16 protein-coding genes and 1 pseudogene are annotated in these 21209 nt (G+C 70.3%); 12 read left to right on the plus strand and 5 right to left on the minus strand.

All coding sequences use genetic code 11. The features are described 5' to 3' along the window. Positions 1-29: 29 nt before the first annotated feature. Entirely contained in the window at positions 30-1595 is a 1566-nt protein-coding gene (locus tag ACQEVY_RS05830; protein ID WP_432945492.1) for an oxidoreductase, read from the minus strand. Between the two features lie 147 nt (positions 1596-1742). Here ACQEVY_RS05830 and ACQEVY_RS05835 point away from each other — a divergent pair. Beyond that, positions 1743-2179 (plus strand): annotated as a pseudogene (locus ACQEVY_RS05835) (IS5 family transposase); the annotation flags it as partial. Between the two features lie 138 nt (positions 2180-2317). Here the strand turns inward: ACQEVY_RS05835 and ACQEVY_RS05840 are convergent. Further along, positions 2318-3295 carry a GlxA family transcriptional regulator gene (locus tag ACQEVY_RS05840; protein ID WP_432955082.1) on the minus strand — a complete coding sequence of 326 codons (978 nt, stop codon included), beginning with the start codon at positions 3293-3295 and terminating at the stop codon, positions 2318-2320. Between the two features lie 133 nt (positions 3296-3428). Between ACQEVY_RS05840 and ACQEVY_RS05845 the strand changes: the two genes are divergently transcribed. The 3 genes from ACQEVY_RS05845 to ACQEVY_RS05855 all read left to right on the plus strand — a co-directional run bounded on the left by ACQEVY_RS05845 (position 3429) and on the right by ACQEVY_RS05855 (position 6519). Next, positions 3429-4712, plus strand: a complete 1284-nt coding sequence (locus ACQEVY_RS05845; RefSeq protein ID WP_432945494.1) for an MFS transporter — start codon at positions 3429-3431, stop codon at positions 4710-4712. 233 nt (positions 4713-4945) lie between these two features. Continuing rightward, positions 4946-5359, plus strand: a complete 414-nt coding sequence (locus ACQEVY_RS05850; protein ID WP_432945496.1) for a YciI family protein — start codon at positions 4946-4948, stop codon at positions 5357-5359. 14 nt (positions 5360-5373) lie between these two features. Further along, positions 5374-6519 carry an RNA polymerase sigma factor gene (locus tag ACQEVY_RS05855; RefSeq protein WP_432955084.1) on the plus strand — a complete coding sequence of 382 codons (1146 nt, stop codon included), beginning with the start codon at positions 5374-5376 and terminating at the stop codon, positions 6517-6519. Positions 6520-6595: 76 nt separating this feature from the next. Here the strand turns inward: ACQEVY_RS05855 and ACQEVY_RS05860 are convergent, their stop codons facing one another. Continuing rightward, positions 6596-7714, minus strand: coding sequence for an amidohydrolase family protein (locus tag ACQEVY_RS05860; protein ID WP_432945498.1), 1119 nt, complete (start codon positions 7712-7714; stop codon positions 6596-6598). Positions 7715-7751: 37 nt separating this feature from the next. Further along, a complete protein-coding gene (locus ACQEVY_RS05865) occupies positions 7752-8810 on the minus strand; it encodes a LacI family DNA-binding transcriptional regulator (protein ID WP_432945500.1) in 1059 nt (352 codons plus the stop codon). Between the two features lie 193 nt (positions 8811-9003). Between ACQEVY_RS05865 and ACQEVY_RS05870 the strand changes: the two genes are divergently transcribed. From ACQEVY_RS05870 to ACQEVY_RS05890, 5 genes are all read left to right on the plus strand, one after another. Continuing rightward, entirely contained in the window at positions 9004-10065 is a 1062-nt protein-coding gene (locus tag ACQEVY_RS05870; protein WP_432945502.1) for an ABC transporter substrate-binding protein, read from the plus strand. Beyond that, positions 10062-10895, plus strand: a complete 834-nt coding sequence (locus ACQEVY_RS05875; protein WP_432945504.1) for an ABC transporter permease — start codon at positions 10062-10064, stop codon at positions 10893-10895. Before ACQEVY_RS05870 ends, ACQEVY_RS05875 begins: the two co-directional genes overlap by 4 nt. Next, on the plus strand, positions 10888-11703 hold the full coding sequence (locus tag ACQEVY_RS05880; RefSeq protein WP_432945506.1) for an ABC transporter ATP-binding protein: 816 nt from the start codon (positions 10888-10890) through the stop codon (positions 11701-11703). Before ACQEVY_RS05875 ends, ACQEVY_RS05880 begins: the two co-directional genes overlap by 8 nt. Then, the gene (locus ACQEVY_RS05885; RefSeq protein WP_432945508.1) at positions 11700-12500 is read left to right on the plus strand and encodes an ABC transporter permease; all 801 of its coding nucleotides are present in this window, start codon (positions 11700-11702) and stop codon (positions 12498-12500) included. The genes ACQEVY_RS05880 and ACQEVY_RS05885 overlap by 4 nt, the downstream gene beginning before the upstream one ends. Positions 12501-12781: 281 nt before the next feature. After that, positions 12782-13639: a MerR family transcriptional regulator gene (locus ACQEVY_RS05890; protein ID WP_432945510.1), complete on the plus strand. Its 858-nt coding sequence runs from the start codon at positions 12782-12784 to the stop codon at positions 13637-13639. 104 nt (positions 13640-13743) lie between these two features. On the opposite strand, the gene ACQEVY_RS05895 is transcribed toward ACQEVY_RS05890, so the two are convergent. Next, entirely contained in the window at positions 13744-14595 is an 852-nt protein-coding gene (locus tag ACQEVY_RS05895) for a methyltransferase domain-containing protein (RefSeq protein ID WP_432945512.1), read from the minus strand. A gap of 388 nt (positions 14596-14983) precedes the next feature. Between ACQEVY_RS05895 and ACQEVY_RS05900 the strand changes: the two genes are divergently transcribed. From ACQEVY_RS05900 to ACQEVY_RS05910, 3 genes are all read left to right on the plus strand, one after another. Then, the gene (locus ACQEVY_RS05900) at positions 14984-19540 is read left to right on the plus strand and encodes a hypothetical protein (protein WP_432945514.1); all 4557 of its coding nucleotides are present in this window, start codon (positions 14984-14986) and stop codon (positions 19538-19540) included. Positions 19541-19622: 82 nt separating this feature from the next. After that, positions 19623-20201 (plus strand): TetR/AcrR family transcriptional regulator, encoded by a 579-nt coding sequence (locus ACQEVY_RS05905; protein ID WP_432945516.1) that lies wholly within the window; start codon positions 19623-19625, stop codon positions 20199-20201. Between the two features lie 103 nt (positions 20202-20304). Further along, positions 20305-21186: an alpha/beta fold hydrolase gene (locus ACQEVY_RS05910; protein ID WP_432945518.1), complete on the plus strand. Its 882-nt coding sequence runs from the start codon at positions 20305-20307 to the stop codon at positions 21184-21186. Positions 21187-21209 lie beyond the last annotated feature (23 nt).

Genomic DNA, 21209 nt, shown 5'->3' on the forward strand with positions numbered 1-21209 from the left:
GTCAGCAGCGTGAGCCCCGGCGTCGACCGCTAGTTTTTCTGCAGGGTGCGGGTGACACCCGCGATGACGGCGGTCGTCAGCACCCAGCCGAAGGCGATCAGCAGGTAGGCCAGCCACTGGAGGCTGTCGTTCGACCAGTACCAGGCCGTGCGCTGACCCAGACCACCGATGGGGATCAAGAGGTCGAGTGTGTAGACGAGGGGCTGGAACGGGGCGCCTTCGCCCGGTTTGACGCGGGTGGGAGAGTGCGCACCGAAGACCAGGGCGCCCAACAAGGTCAGTATCAGGAGCCAGACGCCGGCCAGCCATGGCCGATAGCCGTAGCCGCCGGTCACGTCGAGGAGATGGCCCCATGCGCGTGCTGCCGGGGACAGTGCGCGACGCCGGTGGCGTTGCTTGGCGAGGAGGACACGGCGGGCATCATCGTCGTGCCCAGCCTTGCGGTACCAGGCCGCCAACTGCTCGTACGGTTGTGGGTTGTAGCCCGGACTGCTGCGTATCCATGCCACGCGTCGGGCCACGGACTCCCGGTCGCCCACGGCCTCGTAGCGCTCGTCGTTCGCGTCCGCCGTCTTGATGGAGCCGTAAATGAAGCCGTCGAGCTCCACCCTCTCCGGCCAGCTGTGCTCGTTCTCGTGGAGATACGACACCTGGGCGCCCCGCAGGTCGAGGGTGCCGGACGGGGGCCGGGCGAGGGTGAGATCGAAGTCGACGGCTTGCAGGTGCATGGCGATCAGGGCCGGGGCGTTCCCGTCGTCGGTGGGCGGGCCGTTCAGGACTGCTCCGTCGAAGGTCACGTTGTCCATGACCTGGGTGCCGCGCAGCCGTACCGTGCCGTTCGCGGTGAATCCCTCGGAGAACTTGAGCGACGAGGCCGTGGCGTTGTCGAGGGTGAGGGCCACGCCGCGTGGGCCGGGTCCTTCCAGCCGGGCGCCCTGCATGACCAGCGTGCCCGGTAACTGCGCCCCCATCAGCCGGACTTCCCCGTATGCGACGAACCCGTTTCGGCAGAAGACGCCCCCTTCCATGGCCAGACCACCGGCCGACAGGGCCCACCCGTCGGGTGCGACCAACGCGGCCCCGTTGAGGAGCAGTCCGCCGTTCACCCGGGCGTCGGTGAGCGACAGGGCGGTGCTCACGCGGTTGAAGGGTGTGGGGGCGCCGCCCTCTACCACGGAGTGCCGCAGGGAGAAGTTGCCCTCGATGCGGGCCGAATCGGCCTCGATGCCGGGTATCCGGCTGTCCGTGAACACGAGGGTCTGGGTCGACGCGCCGAGGAGATTCACTGCCTCCTCGAACCAGCATGCCTCCAGCCAGAGGGCATGGGCGATCTGCGCGCCGGCCAGGTCCAGGCGTCCGGAGATCCGTGCCCCGGTGAGCCTCAGACGCGCCACCGCACCCGGTTGCCCAGTGTTCGCGCCCAGCAACAACGCGGCGACCACCGCCGCCCGCACCGTCCGCTCGGGTCCCCACCGTCTGCCGTCGGCGACCCGGTCCTCCTCCGGCGTACCCGTACGCAGGTCCACCCGCCGCCCCTCGGGGAACGCGTCCCACAGCTCACGCTCAGGTGAAGTCAACTCGTCGTAGGAAAGCACTTATGCAGAGTAGTGATCTTCCTTCCTGTTCGTCTGGCCCTACGGCACCCGTATCGGAGGAAGACCCCTTCTGTTAGGAGTTCTAAGAGGCCCTAACAGAAGCTGTTGATCATGTGACTTTCGACCTGGGTGATCGTTGGTCTGGTCGTGGGGAAACGTCAGGCGCGGCCGTGGATCGTGTCGGATGAACTGTGGTCGCTCATCGAGCCGTTGCTGCCCGAGCCGGGGCCGAAGCTGGCCGAGGGCAGGCCGCGGGTGCCGGACCGGCAGGCGCTGTGCGGAATCCTGTTCGTGCTGCACACCGGTATCCAGTGGGAGTACCTGCCGCAGGAGCTGGGCTTCGGGTCGGGGATGACGTGCTGGCGGCGCCTGGCCGCATGGAACGAGGCCGGTGTGTGGGACGAACTGCACCTGGTGCTGCTGAAGAAGCTGCGGGCGGCGGGGAAGCTGGACTGGTCGCGGGCGGTGATCGACTCCTCCCATGTACGGGCTGCTCGGCGCGGCCCAAAAGCGGGCCCAGCCCAGTCGACCGTGCACGGCCGGGCAGCAAGCACCACCTCGTCGTCGAGGGGCAGGGCATCCCGCCGCCAGCTCGGCCTCTGTGGGCATCCGCCGAGGCCGTTCCTCATCGCCATCCTCGCCGGACTCGAGGTCCGCGGACCGTCCCGGCCGCGGCACGCGGAGCGATCCAACCAGCTCACGGCGTACGCCCGTACGCACACCTACGTCGGCCCAGCGGAGGTCGCCGAGCCGCGTGGCATGCGGAAGGTGCGGCGGTAGGCGGCCGGAGTGGTGCCGAGTGCGCGGTGGAAGTGCTGGCGGAGGCCGTCGCCGCTGCCCAGGCCGCTGCGTTGGGCGACGGTGTCCACCGGGAGGTCGGTGGTCTCCAGCAGCTCCCGAGCGCGCGCCAGCCGCTGCTGGTTGAGCCAGCGCAGCGGAGTCGTACCGACCTCACGCGCGAAGTACCGCTCGAAGGTACGGGTGCTCATCCCGGCGCGTGCGGCCAACTCCCCTATGGCCAGCGGCTGTTGGAGTCGGTCCAGGGCCCAGTCCAGGACCGGGGCGAGTCCCTGCTCCGATGGCTGTACGCGCGGCGCGCGAGCCGGTGCGTACTGCGACTGGTCGCCCTCCCGGTGCGGGGCGACGACCATACGGCGGCCGACCTCGGCCGCCGCCGCCGAGCCGTAGTCGTGGCGCACGATATGCAGGCACAGATCGATGGCGGCCGCGGTGCCCGCACTGGTGAGGATGGAGCCGTCGTCGACGTACAGAGCTCGCTCGTTGACGCGTACGCGGGGGTGGCGGCGGCGCAGTTCGTCCGCGTACATCCAGTGCGTGGCAGCCTCGCGTCCGTCCAGCAGTCCGGCCGCGGCGAGCACGAACGCCCCGGAACACAGCGATGCCACCCGCGCGCCCCGGGCGTGGGCGGCGCGCAGCTCGTCGAGCAGTTCCTCGGGCGGCTCGTACGCGCTGTCCATCACGCATGCCGGTACGACGACGAGGTCGGCCTCCCGCATCGCGTCCACGCCTCGCTCGGCGGTCAGGTGCAGCCCGCCGGGCGCCCGCTGGATGCCGCCCGGCGTGGTGCTGCACAGCGTCAGCTCGTAGCCCTCGGCGAACACAGCGCAGGGCACCGAGAGTTCGAACAGGGAGGTCTCTTCCAGAAGCGTGACCACGACGCGTATCGGCGCTTGGGGCACCTCACTCCTGCCTGAGTTCTTGGCGGACCTTCCAGTGCTCACGGCGTGCGTCTCCTTGCCCATGACGTAAATCTAGTGCTTCCTGACGTTTCCGCCACTGGTTTAGTGTCGTCCCAGGTCACAGGCTTGAAGCATGACTATGACACGCATCATGCGTCGCCCTGAGTGGCACGTCGGTCTCGCCGGACTCAGTGCCATCGGCGTGACATTCGGCTTCGCTCGCTACGGCTACGGCCTCTATCTCCCCGAGTTCCGCCGGGAGTTCAACCTGTCCGTCGCGACGGTCGGTCTGATCGGCAGCGCGAGCTACGTCGGCTTCGTGGTGGCCCTGCTTCTGGTCGGCACGCTGGTCGCGCGGTTCGGCCCGCGGTCCATGGTGATCACGGGCGGGGTCTGCGCGACCGTGGGCATGGGTCTGGTCACGGTTGCCCGCGATCCGGCCGCTTTGACCACGGGCTTGGTGCTGGCGGGCATGAGTTCCGGCTGGGTCTGGGCCCCGTACTCCGACGTGGTGGATCGCGTGATCCCGCCCAGCCGTCGCGAGCGCGTCATGGCGGTGATCGCCACCGGTACCGCCTTCGGCGTCGTCGTCGCGGGCCCGTTCGCCTTGTTCCTCCGTCACTCCCACTGGCGACACGCCTGGTTGGTCTTCGCCGTGGCGGCGCTGGCTGCCACGGTGTACAACGCGCTGGTGCTGCCCGGGGGTTCGCACCGCTCGGCGCCTTATGGCTCACGCGAGCGGAGCCAGGGCGGCCGATCCGGATCCGGGCCTGGCCGAGGCTGGTTCCTGCGCCGCCGCGCCATCCCCCTCTACCTCACGGCCGTGTCGTACGGGCTGGTGGGCGCCGTGTACTGGGCGTACGCCATCGAAGCGATCGCTGGCGAGACCGGCTCCGGCTCGGCCACCGCGCCGCTGTTCTGGACCCTGATGGGGCTGGCCGGTACGGCGGGCGCGCTGACCGGTCATGTCATCACCCGCTACGGTCTGCGCCGCACGCACGTCTGGCTGTTCACCGGACTCGCCGTCGCCGTCGCCCTGCTCGGCCTCGCCCCGGGATCGCTCCCCGCCGTGGCCGCCTCCGCGGTGCTGTACGGGCCGTGCTTCATGGCCGGTTCGGCGCTGCTCGCCGTCTGGAGCTACTACATCTTCCCCGAGCGGCCCTCCACCGGCTTCACCGCGACCATCGTCTTCGTGGGCCTGGGCACCATCACCGGCCCCGCCACACTCGGCGCCCTCGCGGACAGCCACGGACTGCGCTCCGCGTTCCTGGTCACGGCCGCAGTGGCGGCCACGACACTCCTCGTACGTCCCGGCTCGTGGCCTGGCCCGGGTTCCGGTACGGGCCAATCCCGGAGCGGTTCTCGGCCCGAGTGGGGGAAGCGAGTGGTGGCCTCGCAGCGCGGCCAAGTCTCCTGAACCGCGTCCTCGGCCTCGCTCACGCTGCCGAGCAGGACAAGGGACGCACCCCTGTCGTGATCGCCACTTCGTGACTCCGCGCGGGGCGATGCCGCCCCGGTCAGAGCTCTCCCCCAGGCTCCGCTACAAGAGCCGGAAAAAACTTGGACGGCGATGTCGAGAACGCGTGATCGGCTCCGTCCCTGCTGTGAACGCGACCACAATGGGTCGTAACAGCATTGAGGAGAACCATCATGGCCAAGTACCTGCTGCTCAAGCACTACAAAGGCGCTCCGGCGGCAGTCAACGACGTGCCCATGGAGCAGTGGACGCCCGAGGAGATCTCGGCCCACATCCAGTACATGGGCGACTTCGCGGCGCGGCTGGAGAAGAGCGGCGAGTTCGTCGACGGTCAGGCACTCGCCCCGGAGGGGACGTGGGTCCGGTACGACGGTGAGGGGCGCCCGCCGGTCACCGACGGACCGTTCGCCGAGACCAAGGACCTCATCGCCGGCTGGATGGTGATCGACGTCGACAGCTACGAGCGCGCCGTCGAGCTGGCCGGGGAACTGTCGGCCGCGCCCGGAGCGGGCGGGAAGCCGATCCACGAGTGGCTGGAGCTGCGCCCGTTCCTGGCCGCGCCGCCCACCATCACGGAGTGCCACTGAGAGTGACCACTGAGATGGACGAGGCCCTGCTGAGGAGCCTCACCCCGAGTGTGCTCGCCATCCTCGTCCGCCGCGGAGCAGACTTCGCGGCGGCCGAGGATGCCGTACAGGACGCGCTTCTCGAGGCGGTGCGCGTGTGGCCGACCGACCCTCCGCGGGATGCGAAGGGCTGGCTGGTCACCGTGGCCTGGCGCAAGTTCCTCGACGCGAGGCGGGCGGACACCGCCCGCCGCCGGCGGGAGAACGTCGTAGACGAGGAACCGGGGCCCGGCGCCGCACCCGCCGCGGACGACACCCTCCAGCTGTACTTCCTCTGCGCCCACCCCTCCCTGACCTCCTCATCCGCCGTCGCGCTCACGCTGCGCGCCGTCGGCGGGCTCACCACCCGCCAGATCGCCCAGGCCTACCTCGTGCCCGAGGCGACCATGGCGCAGCGCATCAGCCGGGCCAAGCGCACCGTGGCCGGCGTACGGTTCGACCAGCCCGGCGACGTCGCCACCGTGCTGCGCGTCCTCTACCTGGTCTTCAACGAGGGCTACTCCGGCGACGTCGACCTCGCCGCCGAGGCCATCCGGCTCACCCGCCAGCTCGCCGCCGCGATCGACCACCCCGAGGTAGCCGGGCTGCTCGCCCTCATGCTGATCCACCACGCCCGGCGCGCCGCCCGGACCGCGCCCGACGGCAGCCTCGTACCGCTCGCCGAACAGGACCGCGGCCAGTGGGACACCAAGCTGATCGCCGAAGGTGTCGAGATCCTGCAGGCGGCCCTCGCCCGCGACCGGCTGGGCGAGTTCCAGGCCCAGGCCGCCATCGCCGCCCTCCACGCGGACGCGCCCACCGCCGAGGAGACCGACTGGGTCCAGATCGTCGAGTGGTACGACGAGCTCGCCCGCCTGACCGACAACCCGGTCGTACGCCTCAACCGTGCGGTCGCCGTAGGCGAAGCCGACGGCCCGCGCGCCGGCCTGGCCGCACTCGCGACCCTGGACCCCTCCCTACCCCGCCACACCGCGGTAGCGGCCTACCTCCACGAACGCGACGGCGACCTGACCACAGCGGCCCGCCTGTACGCCGACGCGGCCCACAAGGCAACCAACCTCGCCGAAACCGCCCACCTGACACGCCAGGCCGCCCGCCTCAACGCCCGCCTACGCGGCTGAGGGCTCTCGCGCCGGATCTCCTCCAGTCAGCGACCCGCCCAACTTGCGGCAAGCGCCACGTAGTTGACCTGGCAGCTCACCGGACAGCGGCCGGTGCAGGAAGCCTGGAGCCAGCCAGTCTGCGTACGTTGCCGGAAAACACGGCGGCGCGCTCCGCCTCGGTGAGGTCCATGGCCGCCAGGTCGGCGATCCCCGAGCGGATGTACCCGGGGCCCTTCTCGGGGTCGTACGGCGAGTCGGAGCCGAACAGCACACGGTCCGGGCCGAAGAACTCCAGGGCGCAACGCAGGGCGTGCGGGGCGCCGAAGAGTGCGGTGTCGGCGTAGAACATCTTGAAGTAGTCCAGCGGGCGCTTGGTGAGCGGATAGCCGGTGACGTCCTCGCGCTGGTGGTCGGGGGTGCGGGAGCCGAGTTGGTCCCAGCCGGGGCCGACGCGGCCGGAGAAGTGCGGGATCATGCTGCCGCCGTGGTGGATGAGGAGCTTGAGGCCGGGATGGCGTTCGAGTACGCCGCCGAAGACGATGCGGGCCATGAAGGCGGACAGGTCGTACTCCCAGCCGAAGGTCCACCAGATCTCGTACCGGGAGCGTTCCTCGGTGGGGTAGTCGGGCCAGGAGGAGTTGCGGCAGGGGTGGACCTGGACGAGGAGGTCGAGTTCGGCGGCGCGTTCCCAGAAGGGTTCGAAGCGCTGCTCGTCCAGGGGGTGGCCGTTGACGTGGGTGTAAATCTGGACGCCGATCGCCCCCAACTCGCCGACCGCGCGGTCGAGTTCCGCGACGGCGGCGTCGACGTCGTTGAGGGCGACGGCCGCACAGAAGCCCACGAAGCGGTCGGGGTGTTCGGCGACGAGTGCGGCCAGGCCGTCGTTGCCGATGCGCGCGTACTCGGCGGACAGGGCCGGGCTGCCGAAGTCCTCCACGGGCGGGGCCGCCAGATTGATGATCTGGCGATAGCCGGCGAACTCGTCCATCTGCCGGAAGCGCACGTCCAGGTCGACCAGCGCGGGGATGTTCATGATGCGCTTCCGCAGGTTGGCCACGGCCGGGATGCCGTCGAGCGCGAATAGGCGCTCGGCGTAGTCGCGGGGAAGCACATGGCAGAAGGCGTCGATTTTCTCGAGAGTCTCGGATTTCTCAAGAGTCTCGGCTTTCTCAAAAGTCTCGTGTATCTCAAGTGTCTCGGGGATCTCGGGCACGCTGTTCCTCTCCAAGTGGTGGATGGCGGCCGGGCGTTCACCGGGCGGAGGTCGACGACTCTCGTGGGATGAGGGTGGGCGCGTACACAGCGGACGCCGTGGGCTTGCCCTCGATGGACCGCAGCAGGATGTCGACCGCGCCGCGTCCGATCTCGCGCAGCGGTACGCGGACACTGGTCAACGGAATCGGCAGGCGCGCGGCGAGCGGGGTGTCGTTGTAGCCGACGAGCGAGAGCTCGCCGGGGATGCTGATCCCGAGCCGTCTGGCGGCCGCCATCACACCGACCGCGGTGTTGTCGTTGACGGTCATGACGGCCGTCGGGCGCTCACCGGCGGGCATGGCGGACAGCAGCTCGGTAGCGACCTGTTCGCCGCTCTCCATGGAGAACTCCGAGGGCCGGACGAGGCGTTCGTCCACCGCGATCCCCGCTTCCCGCAGGGCTGTGCGGTAACCCTCCATCCTGCCGACGGGGTTGGAGGCGTAAGGCGGGCCGGCGATCAGCGCGATCCGCCGGTGCCCCAGGTCGATCAGGTGACGGGCGGCCAGATACCCGCCCAGCTTGTCGTCGCCGACAGAGGCCGGGCCGCGGCCGTCGGTCCGCAGTGCGAGGGCGTACGGGATGTCCCGCGCCGCCAGTTCGCGTACGAGATCGCTCTCCGCGTCCAGCCGGGCCGTGGCGAGCACCAGCCCGTCCACCATCCGGTCAAGGAGCAGCCTTCCCTGGACGGCTTCGGCAGCCGGGTCGTCGTGGGTGATCGCGACGAGGGCGTGCAGCCCGTGGTCCCGGCAGGCTTCGGCGATCTCCTCGTACAGGATCGCCATCACCCCGTCCGAGAGCCTTGAGACGACCACGCCGATCGTGCGGGTGCTCTGTCGGCGCAGGCTGGCCGCCGCGGGATTGGGCGAGTACCCGATACGCTGCGCGACCTCCTTGATCCGGGCGGCCGTGGCGCTACGTGAGAAGGGGTGCCGCTCGTCCATGGCGCGGGACACCGTCGATGCGTTCACGCCCGCCTCGCGCGCCACATCGGCCATGGTCGGGCGGCGTTTGGCGCCTCGTGCGCGGCCGGATGCCTTGCCCTCTGATGCGGTCACCGGTTGCTGCCTCTCTCGTCGTCGGCGGGCGGATTCTCTTGGCGCGGGGTTGACGGGTTCGTTCTGGCCCGCACATGATTGTGCACACGTAAGCGCAATCGATTGCATAACCAGTATGGCACGCCGTCCCGGCGACAACACAAGGCCTCGGCGGCATCTCGCAGAGAGGAGCGACCCCTTGTCGAGTCGCTCAGTGAAAACGCCTGCTTCCCGGTACCGCCTGAAACGCCTGAGGGCGTTAGGCGTCATCGTTTCCGCCACCCTGCTGCTGGCCGGATGTTCCGGTGGCGGCAGCGACAACTCCTTCACCGTGGCACTGATCGAGCCGGACATCGCCGCGGTTCCCCTGCTCGCGGCCGTCGACGCAGTCCGTGAGCAGGGATTCGACGTCAAGGTGGAGGAGGCCGCCGAGCCGGAACTCGCCATCGAGGGCCTCGTCCGCGGCGACTACCAGTTCTCGGCGGAGGCGACGAGCCCGGCGCTGATCGCGATGTCCAAGGGTGCGCCGATCCGGATCGTCGCCGATGCCATCGGCAACCAATGGGCGATCTACGGCGCCCAGAACCGCGACAGCTGCGACCAGTTGGACGGCCGCCCCTTCGGCATCTTCAGCGAGGGCTCCGTCGCGACGGCGATGGTCCGGCAGTGGGTCAGCGAGGACTGCCGTGCCGGTTCCGAACCGGAATACCTGACCATCGGCGGCTCCGACGCCCGCGCGCAGGCCCTGCTGTCCGGCCAGATCGACGCGACCGCCCTCGAAGTGACCGACGCCGTCACCCTGGAACGGGCCGGCGGAGGCAAGGGACTGCACCGGCTGGTGGACTTCAAGGAGGTCTTTCCCGGGCTGCACCCGCAGACCGTGTACGCGAACGAGGACTACCTCGGCGAACACCGCAAGCCCAGCCAGGCATTCATCGACGCGCTCGTGGCGGAGCACCGGAAGATCAACGCGGACCCCGGCTATCTCGTGTCCCTGCTGAAGAAGTACCTGCCGGACGCCTACGACGACGCGACGGCGAAGGAAACCAGCCGGCGGTACGTGGAGGCCGGGCTGTTCGATGCCGCGGGGCTGACTCCGCGGAGCGTCCAGCGGACGGTCGACTTCTTCTCGGATGCCGGAATCGTCAAGCGCATGCCGGCCGCGGACGTGGCGGACCTCAGCTTCATCGACCGCGCGGCGGCCGCAAAGGAACCTGTCGCAAGGGAACGGGCCGCGCAGGAACCGGTCGCGCAGAAACGGGGAGAAGGCTCATGACCGCTTCCGATGTCTCCGCCACGCCACGCCGCCCCTCAACCAGCCTGCTGCAGAAGGCAGTTCACGGCACCCTCCTCTACCAACTGCTCACCTTCGCCGTGTTCGCGACCGCCTGGGAGGTGTACGGGCGGTACTGGGGCGGCATCCTGCTCCCGCCCTTCTCCGACACGGCGGTGGCGACCGTCCAACTGCTCGGCGAGGCCGAGTTGTGGAAGGCGCTCTGGCTGAGCAACCAGGCGCTGGTCCTCGGTTTCGTCGCGGCCGTCGTACTCGGCGTACCGGCCGGCCTGCTCCTGGGCCGCTTCCGCACCGTCGAGCGCTACACCGACATCTACCTCAGCATTCTGCTGGTGACGCCGATGGCCGCCGTGATCCCACTTCTCGTGATGTCGGTGGGATTCGGGCTGCTCTCGCGGGTGATCCTGGTGACTCTCTTCTCGATCGTCATGGTGATCGTCAACGCCCGTGCCGGCATACGGCAGATCGATGCCTCACTCATCGAGATGAGCCGTACCTACGGGGCGTCAGAGGCTCAGATCTGGCGGCGCATCCTCATTCCCGGCGCCCTGCCCGCCATCATGACCGGCGTCCGGCTCGCACTCGGCCGCGCCGTCACCGGCATGGTCATCGTCGAACTGCTCATGGTGTCGGTCGGGTTCGGCGGCCTCATCCTCGAGTACCGCGCCCTGTTCGAGGCGCCCAAGTTGTACGCGACCATCGTCATCATTCTCGCCGAGGCCCTCGCGCTGATCACCGCCGCCCGCTGGGTCGAGCGCAAAGCCACTCCGTGGGCGGCCCCCAGGAACTCCTCAAGGAGCACACGTGATTGAGATCCGAGGCGTCACCAAGACCTTCACCGGGCGCGAGGGGAGCGAGGTCCACGCCCTCAAGGACGTCAACCTCACCGTCGGGGACAACGAGTTCCTCACCGTCCTGGGCCCGAGCGGATGCGGCAAGACCACCCTGCTGCGCGCGATCGCCGGACTCATCGACTGGGACGACGGCGACATCGTCGTCGACGGCGAACCCGTACGCCGCCCAGGCCCCGACCGGGCCATGGTCTTCCAGAACTTCGCACTGCTGCCCTGGGCCACGGTGCTGGACAACGTCGCCTTCGGTCTCGAACTCCGCGGAGAGAGCCGCGCGGTCCGCCATGCGAAGGCCCGCGAGCTGATCGAGCTGGTCGGACTCGGCGGGTTCGAATCGCGGCTGCCCGGCGAACTGTCCGGCGGCATGCAGCAGCGCGTCGGTCTGGCCCGAGCGCTGGCCGTGGAGCCGAACGTCCTGCTGATGGACGAGCCGTTCGGCGCTCTCGACGAGCAGACCCGGCGCATCCTCCAGGAGGAGTTGCTGTCCATTTGGGAACGCCGGCGGCTGACGGTCGTCTTCATCACCCACAGCATGGAGGAGGCCGTACTTCTCGGGGACCGGGTGGTCCTCATGAGCCCCCGCCCCGGCCGGATCGCCGAGATCGTCCCCATCGACATCCCACGGCCCCGCTCTGCCGACGTCGGGGGCCTGGAGCAGTCCCCCGAGTTCACCGCAATCACCTCGCGGCTCTGGGAAAGCCTGCGCACCATGCACCCCGACCACCGCACAGCCGCCCGCGCCGCGGCCACCCAGGAGGTGGCCGGATGACCACCACAACCCCCGCGGCCCACACGAGCGTACGAAGGAATGCGCGCGTCGCGATGCCTCCGCCGCTGGTCGGATTGCTGGCCGGGGCGATCGTCTGGGAGGTGGTCGCGCGGTCCGCCGACGCCGCCTTCCTCCCGCCGGCCGGCGCCGTCGTCGCCCGGCTGTGGGAGATGACGCTGGACGGGCTGATCCTCAGCAGCCTGGCCTCCAGCCTCACCAACCTCGTCCTCGGGTTCGCGATCTCCCTCGTCCTGGGGCTGACACTCGGCGTGCTGATGGGTCGTTACCGCACGGTGGACGCCGCCCTCGGCGTCTACATGTACGCACTGCTGACGGCTCCGTCCCTGGTGTTCGCCCCGGTCTTCTTCTCGCTGTTCGGACCGGGCAGGGCGTCCATCGTGGCCGTCGTGGTCATGTACTCGCTCTTCATCATCGTGATCAGCACCGCCTCCGCCGTACGAGCGGTCCCCGAGCACCTCACCGAGATGGCCCACCTGTACGGGGCGAGCGAGCGGCAACTCCTGCTCAAGGTCGTCGTCCCCGCCGCCCTGCCGCTGGCCATGGCCGGCATCCGGCTCGGCATCGGCCGCGCGGTCACCGGAATGATCAACGGCGAGATGTTCATCGCCGTCGTCGGCCTCGGCCGCGTCCTCACCCAGGCAGGCGGCCGCTTCGACAGCGAGACCGTCCTGGCCGTACTCCTCGCCGTCGTCCTGGTGGCCCTCGCCGCCGTCGGCCTCGTCCAATGGACCGACCGCCGCGTCAACGGCTGGCTCCCGCGCACAGCGCGGGAGTGACGGCGCCGCAGACCAGACGAAGCGGCAACCTCCGGAGACCCGGTCCGGATATCCGGGTCAGGGGCAAGCCGGCCTGGTGCCTGTGCATGCGCTCGGCCGGCGGGAGGGGCATCTCGTCCAGGCCGACGGCCGGCCCGCTCGCCATCCGTACGACCCTTGATGGTGCGGGAGCGCGGGGCGCGCCCTACGGCAGCGGGGTTTGCATGTGCCGTAGCGGCATGTGGTCCAGTAGGCGGCTAGCACGACATTGAGGCGAGCACGACATTGAGAGGTTGCCGCGCATGCCCCTTCCTGCGATTCCCCGCTGGGTCAAAATCGGCGATGCCGCCGCGTTCGCCGGGACCACACCCCGCGCCATCCGCCACTACCACGCCATCGGGCTCCTCGCCGAACCGGAACGCGGCAGCGACGACCGCCGCCGCTACGGATACGACGACATGATCCGCCTGCTGTGGATCCGCAAGATGGCTGATGCGGGTATCGCCCTGGACGACATCCGGGCCGGCTTTGAGGGCGCCACCGGCATCGAGCAGTCCCTGGCCCGGCTGGAGGAATCCCTTGTCTCCAAGGCGGCCGCCATCGAAGCCCAGCGGGCCGCCGTGCACCGCCTCCGCGAGGTGGGCAGCCCTCTGGGCCTGCTCTCACCGCTGGTCAGTGGCCGCCTGCATGATCTGGCGCCCGGGGGCCTGCGCCCGGCCGATCTCGATACCCTTCTGGTCACGGAGCGTATCTTCGGCTCCCTGGGCGCCGCCATCCAGGCCAACCGGTTCATCGTCCTGGCCACCCACCCCGAGCTGCGGGCCGAGGAAGACCGCCTGGCCGAGGCCGAGGCGGCCTTGGACGACACCATGTCCCCCGACGACCCCCGCATCGAAGACCTGGCTGCCCAGCGGTGTGCTCATGAGACCGCCTTGGGAGCCACCATCGACGGATCCGGCCTGGACGAGGCCCTCGACGTCCTCCTGGACCAGGAGGACGAGCACGCCGACGAGGAGGAAGGCGAGGCGAGGATGAGCGCGATGGAGGCCATCGGCAAGATGCCGTACGACTTCTCCCCGGCCCGCGTCCGGTACGAGGAACGTGTCATCGAACTGCTTCACTCGGCCGATCAGAACGGCGACACCCCACGGACCTGCTGACTGGCATCGGCGCTCAGGGCGAGCCCGACAAGAGCAGCCCGGAATGGTGCAGTTGGCGGAGGCTCACTGCTCGTCGGCCTGCAGGCGCATGCGCCCGCTCGTGGTCACCGAGGCTGGTAGGCGGTGGCCAGCACGGAGACGGTGACCTGATCGGGCAGGAGGCCGTCATCGTTCAGGTCTGCACGGCTCACGTGGTGTGCACTCGGCGTCATCGCTACCAGGTCCAGGGCATCCAGCCTGGTCAGGGTCGCGGGGTATTCCACCTGTTCGGTGACGGCGGCCTCGAAGAAAGGGGCCAGCGTCCGGTGCAGGCGCTGTTCCTTGGCCGGGTCGATCGTGACCATCGCAGGCAACCGGCCGCGCAGCTCGGCCAAGTGCCGCCCGGTGGGACGGATCACGATCAACCGGCCGGTCGGGCGCAGCACCCGGTGGAACTCGGCCGGGTTGCGCGGGGCGAACACGTCCAGCACGACATCGGCCACCCCGTCGGCCAGCGGGAAGGGACGGAAGACGTCCCAGGCCACTGCAGCGGCTCGTTCATGGGCTCGGGCTGCCGAGCGCAGCGCCCGCACCGATGTGTCCAGGCCCAGACCACGGGCGCCGGGCAACTGGTCGAGTACGCCGGCCAGGTAGTAGCCCGTACCGCACCCCACGTCCACAACCGTGGCCTGCTCAGCCACGGCGTCGGCCGCCAGGCGGGCCCCGACTTGGCGGATGGGCGCGTAGGTGCCGGTGGACAAGAATCGGCCCCGGGCCCGGACCATAGCCGCGTCGTCGCCACTGATGGCGCGGGTGCCCGTCAGCAGGCCGGCGTAGCCGTGGCGGGCGATGTCGAAGGTGTGGCCCACCGGGCAGCGCAGTGCGCCGTGGTCGGGGTGGAGGCGGCGCGTGCGGCACGTTGGGCAGCGCAGCAGGTCGAGGGACAGTTCGAGGGCAGGGGGAAGCGACACGGGCACGAGGCACTCCTGGCAAGGGCGTAGGGAAGAGACCGTGCCTGCACGCGCGCTCAGAGCGTCACTGCCTCAGGAAGTAACTGGCAGCGTCGGAAACATGGTTCACACAGCAGGCACACCAAGGAGGGCGACGCCGTCCGGCATCGCCCTCAACGCCTTCCGATCACAGGAAGCAGCAGTGCGGGGTGCTCATGAATGCCACACCATGAGTCTACGGGCATCGGTGAACGCCCGTATGTCCAGCTGAAGTTGAGAGTCACGGCATTGGGCCCAGCCCGCCTCTTGGGCTGCCGGGCACTGCAATGACCACGGCGTCTGTACGGAGGTGTCCGGCGGCGGTGCCAAGTCGCGGCGCCCCCGACTGTCAGTGGCGCGTGTCAGGATCTTCCGTATGACCGTCACGCTGCCTCCAAAGCCCAACTCCCTTGTGCCGTACGTCGACTGGGTCCTCGTCCACGACGCGGGCGCCGAGCCGGCCGCGCGCGAGTTGATGGAGGTGGTCGAGTCGGGCCTGATGCGGGCGTACGAGAAGCCGGGCCGGTTTCTGGATGACATGACGTGGCGGGCACGGCGGTTGCCCCCGGCGCACCTGCCGCCGTTCTGGGACTCCCTCGCCCACCGCATGAGCCTGTCGTTCCCCAAGCAGGCGAGCCGTGCGTACGCCCTCGCGCGGAAGGCCGAGCAGGACCATGCGCTGCCCGTGGACATGGATCGGCTCAGGGAGAACGCGCTGCTGTTTGCGCGGGCCGGTGCGCTGCCCGCCAAGGAGTTGACGACGCAGCAGCGCCGACTGGCGGCAACGCTGCCTCCGGAGCGGGCGCACGAGGAGCTCGTACGGCTGCTGGAGGCTTGGGCGGCCTCCCCCGGTGACCTCCCCGCCGACCTGGCCAAGCTGATCCGTGCCTCCGCCCGAGCCGCGGGACTGGGCACGGGCGAGGAGACCCGGCTGCTGGGCGTGGCGCTGCGCGGGGCACGCGGCAAGGCGGTGCCTAGTGCCCTGCTGGACGCGGCGGCGGTCGTACTGGCGGAGCATCCGCAGGGTGACGCGGTGAACGCGGTGTTGGTGGACCTGTTCCCGCCGACGCGGGCGGACGGCGCCCCCTGGGTGCGTCTGCTGCTGCGCTGCGGAGCGGCCGAGTCGGTGGCGGCGGGGCGCCTCACCCCGGAGGGCGGGCTGCCCGCCTGGCTGAGCCGGTTCACCCGGGAGTACGCGTACCAACAGGTTCCGTACGGTGGTATCTGCCGTCAGCCCATGCCGCCCGAGCTGTTCGAACTGCTGGCGCTGTTCGCCCCGCGCCTGCGCGCGGCGGGCGAGCCGGTGCGGCTGCACGAGACCAAGTGGCGCCGTCACACCGATATCGACGCGGATCTGCTGGACGCCTGCCTGGCCGAGGGCATAGAGGTGCACGACCCGGGCGAGACGGTCCTGCTGCGGTTCTGGGGCGACGACTCGCGCCGCGATCTGAAGGCGGTGGCCGCGCATCCGGTGTTCGGCCGCCGCTTGGAGGGCACGGTTCACGAGAGCCTGCACAGGCCGCTTTGGGGCCAACGTGGAGGCGGTACGGCGATCACCCTGCTGCCGGGCAACGAGGGCATCGCCGCCGAGGTCCTGACCCGGATCAACAGCCTGCTCGACGCGCTGCGCGGCGGCGGGCTCGGCGCTGCGCACGAGGCGGTCGACGAGCTCGCCACCCTCCTCGACCGCCCCACCGCCACCGCGCTGGACGGCATCGAGGAGGCCCTCGCCTCTCTCGACCTGACCGGCCCGTTGACGCGCGCCCTGCGGGCCGGGCTGCCGGAGGAGCTGAGCTGGCCCGCGCTGGAGGACGCCCTCACCGAGCTGCCCCTCGCCGAGATCACGGCCGTCACCTGCACCTGGCCCGTGCTGACGCTGTACTCCCACGACCGGGCCATCGCCGTCGACCACGCCGGCCGCCGCGCCTCCTGCACCTTCCGCATCCCGGACGACGCGACCCTGCACACCGTGCACTACGTGGGCGGGAAGTTCCTGGTCGGCTGGACGACGGACGCACAACGCTATTTCAGTGACCGCGCGTTCTGGGCAGAGGCCCCCGACGAGGTCTTCGAGCCGGAGAACGTCCTCGGCATGGTGCCGTACGGCGGCTCCATCGACGGTGCCCTCGGTTTCCAGTTCGAGACCGCCGACGGCGACGGCCGGCACGACGGCGAGCGGGTGCTGCGCCCCGGCGGCCGCGAGGGCATCGACAGCCACGAACTGCAGATGTCGGACGGCAAGCGGGTGTGGAGCGCGGCCGTGTACAGGGACGGCTGGGCCCGCCTCGACCCGGCCACCGGCGCCCGCACCGAGGACACCACCCTGCCGGACTTCCCCGGCACGGGCACCCTGCCCCCGGGCACGGCGGTCTTCAAGGAAACCCTCTCCCTGGCCCCCATGCCGCCGGGCGCCCCCAAGTCGCCGCTGGGACAGGCCGGTTCCCTGGTCGGCTTCCGGGTGCTGTTCCGTACGAAGTACCGGAACAACGCACCCGACCGCTTCGTCCTGGAGGGAATCGACGGGCGCGAGGCGACCTACCGGGTCTCCCGGCAGGGCCAGGACCCGTGGGGCATCCTGCGACTGCCCGAGGGCGGCGAGGACGGCGTGCTGGCGGAGCAGATCAACGTCCGGTGCGTCGCAGTCGAAGACGGTTCGCTGCTGTGGGAGGTCCGCAGTTTCCCGGACCCCAAGCACCCGTGGCACAAGCCGTCGGCCGCCGCCGGACCCATGCCGTTCCCCCCGCCCGCGTACTGGCACTTCCTCGTCCCCCGGGACCCGGCGGCCTCGGCGGCGCTGCGTGCGGTCGACGACGAGACCGTACGCAGTCTCCTCGACGCGCAGGCCGCCCTCACCGACGTACTGCCGGAGCTAATACCGGAGTTGACGGACTCTGACCTCCGTGAGGGCGTGCTGCGGGCGGTCCGCCTGGCCGCCGACGTGCGGCGCCGCCGTGAGGAGCTCTCCCGGCGCGTGAGCATCATGCGGTCCGGACCCGCGGTCACGCTGAAGGACCCCGTACCGGACACGGAGTTGACCATCGCACTGCGCGGGCTGCGGGACGAACCCGGGCACTACAAGGCACCCAGGCCGCAGCCGCGGCCCGCCATGCTCACCGCCCTGGCCGCCGACGGCCGCCATCTGCGCGGCGAAATCGACGACGAGACCCGCCGTCTCGCGCCTCCGGCCCGGCCCCTCGACTGGACCGTGCTGCTCGGCTGGATCGACGCGGTGGCATGGCGAGCGCTCATGTCCACGACCGCCGAATCCGAACGGGCCTGTCTGCTGGCCCTGTTGGAGACCTGGCGCGAACAGCCCTTCGCGGAGCATGGCAGCAGTTGGCGCACGGGGCAGGCACCGGCGCCCGCGCTCGCAGCGCACCGGGCGGAGGGATGGGTGATCGCATCCGGTCCGCCGGACGACCCGGGTGTCAGGGATGACGCCGGGGAGCGCTTCGTCCAGCGGGCCACGGACCCGGCACCCTCCGAGGCCACCGGGTGCAGGACCGTCACGCTCACCCGCGACGACTCCGCCCGTCTTGCCCAACTGCTCGAACTCCTCGCGGCCCAGGGCCCCTTGCCCCTCTCCCCCGCCGCGCTGGAGGCGTTCTCCCGCCGTACGGGCGTACGGCGGGCCATCGCCGCCCTGGCGCTGGGCGGCCTGCCCTACGGTGTTGGGAAGGAGTACGAGAAGCTGCTGCGGTCGGCGCCGTACAACGCGAGCAAGAGCCTGGTCTGGGACTACGGCGGCTACCGCCTCGGGTCCTCCGGCCGCCTGTCCGTCCTCGCGGCAGGCCTGCCGGACGACCCCGCCGAGCTCCCCGGCCTGTGGACGGAGGACGGCATGGTCGCCGCCGCCGAGCGCATGGCGGATGCCTGGAACGGCCTGGTCGGGCAGACCCCGTACGTCGACGAGGACCTGGCCGACGGCCTGGAGACCGACCTCGCCATCACCGGTGACTGGGCCCACCGCCTCGCGACGGGCGCCGCGATCCCCGCCCAGGACAAGGGGTTCGCGCTGGTCGAGGGCAGCGTCTCAGGCCACTTCGCCCTGCACCACGACGAGTCCGACGGCACGACCGGCTCCTGGATCCGCTCCGGCGACCTGCCGCACGTGGTCCCGGCGACGGCCCTGGCCTGGGCGCTCACCGAACGCCCCGTGGGCGACCCGTCCGTCGCCTGGGCCACCGGTCTGTACGAAGACCTGCGCACCCTCCTGGACTCCCCGACGTACCTGGTCCCCCTGACCCCCCGCCCAGACCTCGCCGCGTCCGTGGCGACGGACCCGAACTTCAAGCCGTACGAAGGCCCGTTCCACCTGCGCAGCAGGCCCTACCAGCCGGGCGGCCACACGCTCCCGACGGCGTACGACAACGGCAGCCTCGTCGTCACCCTCCCCCACGGCCAGGTCTTCCTCCGAGCCTCCACCCCCGACGCGACCCAGCTCTACACCCCGGACGGCGGCCTGGCCCGCATGGTCCAGCGCGCCGCCACCACCCCGGTGCCGCCCGGCTCGTACGAAGCCAACCCCCTCCTCAGCGTCCCGGCCCTGGTCAGCGAGGTCGCCACCACCCTCGCCCTCGACGAGGACGCCGCCGCCCTCTACCTCCAGCTCCTCACCCTCGCCCACCCCACGGACCGCAACATCCGCCGCTGGAACGCCTGGTCCCCCGCCCGCCACAAGGCCGCCCAGTCCGCCCTCGCCGCAACCGGCCTCACCGAGACCGCCAAACGCCCCCGCGCCGGCCGCACCGCCTTCGTCCCCGGCCCCTGGACCGACCTCAAAGCCCCGCACACCCCCCTGGAGACAGCCAAACTCACCTCGTACGGCGCCCCCGACTCCCACGGCAAGGAGGTGTACGGCCCGTTCTGCCGCCTGATCTCCCCGCTCCCGCTGCACGAACAGTTCGCCCGGGCGCCCTGGGCGAGAAGGTGAGCCGTGCGCACGGCGGCGCTGGGTATCGCCCGCCGGGCAGCACTTTCTTGAGCGTACGATCCAGATACCCTACGGTGGTGCCATGGCAAGGACCCGGGAGTTCGACACCGAGGCGGCGGTGAGCCGCGCGATGGAGCTGTTCTGGACGCGTGGCTACGAGGCGACCTCGGTGCGAGACCTGACCCGCCAACTGGGAATCGGGCAGGGCTCGTTGTACGCGGCATTCGGCGACAAGGACGGCCTGTACCGTGCCGCGCTGGAGCACTACCGCACCACCCTCGCGGCGGCTGCCCTGCGCAGCCTGAAGGAGGGTGCTGATGCCCGCTCGGCGATCCGCACGCTCCTGGTCGAGCGGATGCGCATCGCCGTCGAGCAGGGCGGCCGGGGCTGCCTGGCGGTCAATGCCGCCTGCGAGCGCCTGCCGGAGGACCCGTCGGTCCGGCGCATCGTGCGGGACATGCAGGACGCCAGCCGGGACGCCCTCGCCGAGGTGCTGCGAGTGGCGGGCGAGCGGGGTGAGATCGCGGCGCGGCACGACCCGCACACGCTCGCCGCCTACCTCGTCACCTTCCTCAACGGCCTACTGGTCTCCTCGAAGATCACGCCGGACCTCAAGGCCCTCGAACCCCTCGTGGAGGTCGCGCTGGCCGCCCTCGACTGACCTTTTCATGACCAGAATCTGTATCGAACGCTCAAGAATAGGCGCCGGAACCCGCATGACACCCGCACCGCGACGGACATGGAACAGGGAAGGCTGAAAGAACATGATGTACGACCATGACGGAGCGCCCGTCCGCACCGGCCGCGCCCCCGTCAACGGAACGAGTCTGCACTTCCGGACGGCCGGGTCCGGCCCCGCGGTGGTGCTGCTGCACGGCGTGCCCAAGACCGGCTATCACTGGCGCCACCTCGCCCCGAAGCTGACTCCCCATTACACCGTCGTCGTGCCGGACCTGCGCGGTCTCGGCGACTCCGCCCGCCCCGCGGACGGCTACGACTCCGCGACGATGAGCGACGACATCGCCGCACTGATGACCCATCTCGGGCACGGGACGTATGCCGTGATCGGCGAGGACTGGGGAGCGGTGATCGGCTACCAGCTCGCCGCCCGCCACCGCGAGAACGTCAGCGGCCTCGTGTTCGCCGAGGCCCTGTTTCCCGGCTTCGGCTTCGAGGATCACACCGCCCTCACCCCGGCGAACGTCTCCAGCGGCATGCATCTGTGGCATCTGGGCTTCTACTTCCAGCCGGACGTTCCCGAGATGCTGATCGCCGGGCACGAGCGTGAGCTGATCACTTACATGATCAAGTTTGAGCGCAGCCGTCCCGACAGCGCCACGCCCGACGCGATCGAGGAATACGTGCGCTGCTACTCCATGCCCGGCGGTATCCGCGCCATGCTCGCGATCTACCGGGCGATGCTCGTAGACGCCGAACAGAACCGGCAGTCCGCGCAGAAGAAGCTCGACATCCCGGTGCTGGCGCTCGGCGGCTCGGCGTTCATCGGCGACCGCAACGAGTCCCAGATGCGACTCATGGCCCACGACGTCACCGGCCACGTCTTCGACGCCGGGCACGACCTCGCCGAGGAAGTACCCGACGAGATGGCCGACGTGGTCCGGCCGTTCCTGGCTGCGCACCTGTAACCGATCGCGCGATCGCCGGCACT

This window comes from Streptomyces sp. CA-288835, from assembly GCF_050936385.1.
In the GTDB taxonomy this organism is placed as follows: domain Bacteria; phylum Actinomycetota; class Actinomycetes; order Streptomycetales; family Streptomycetaceae; genus Streptomyces.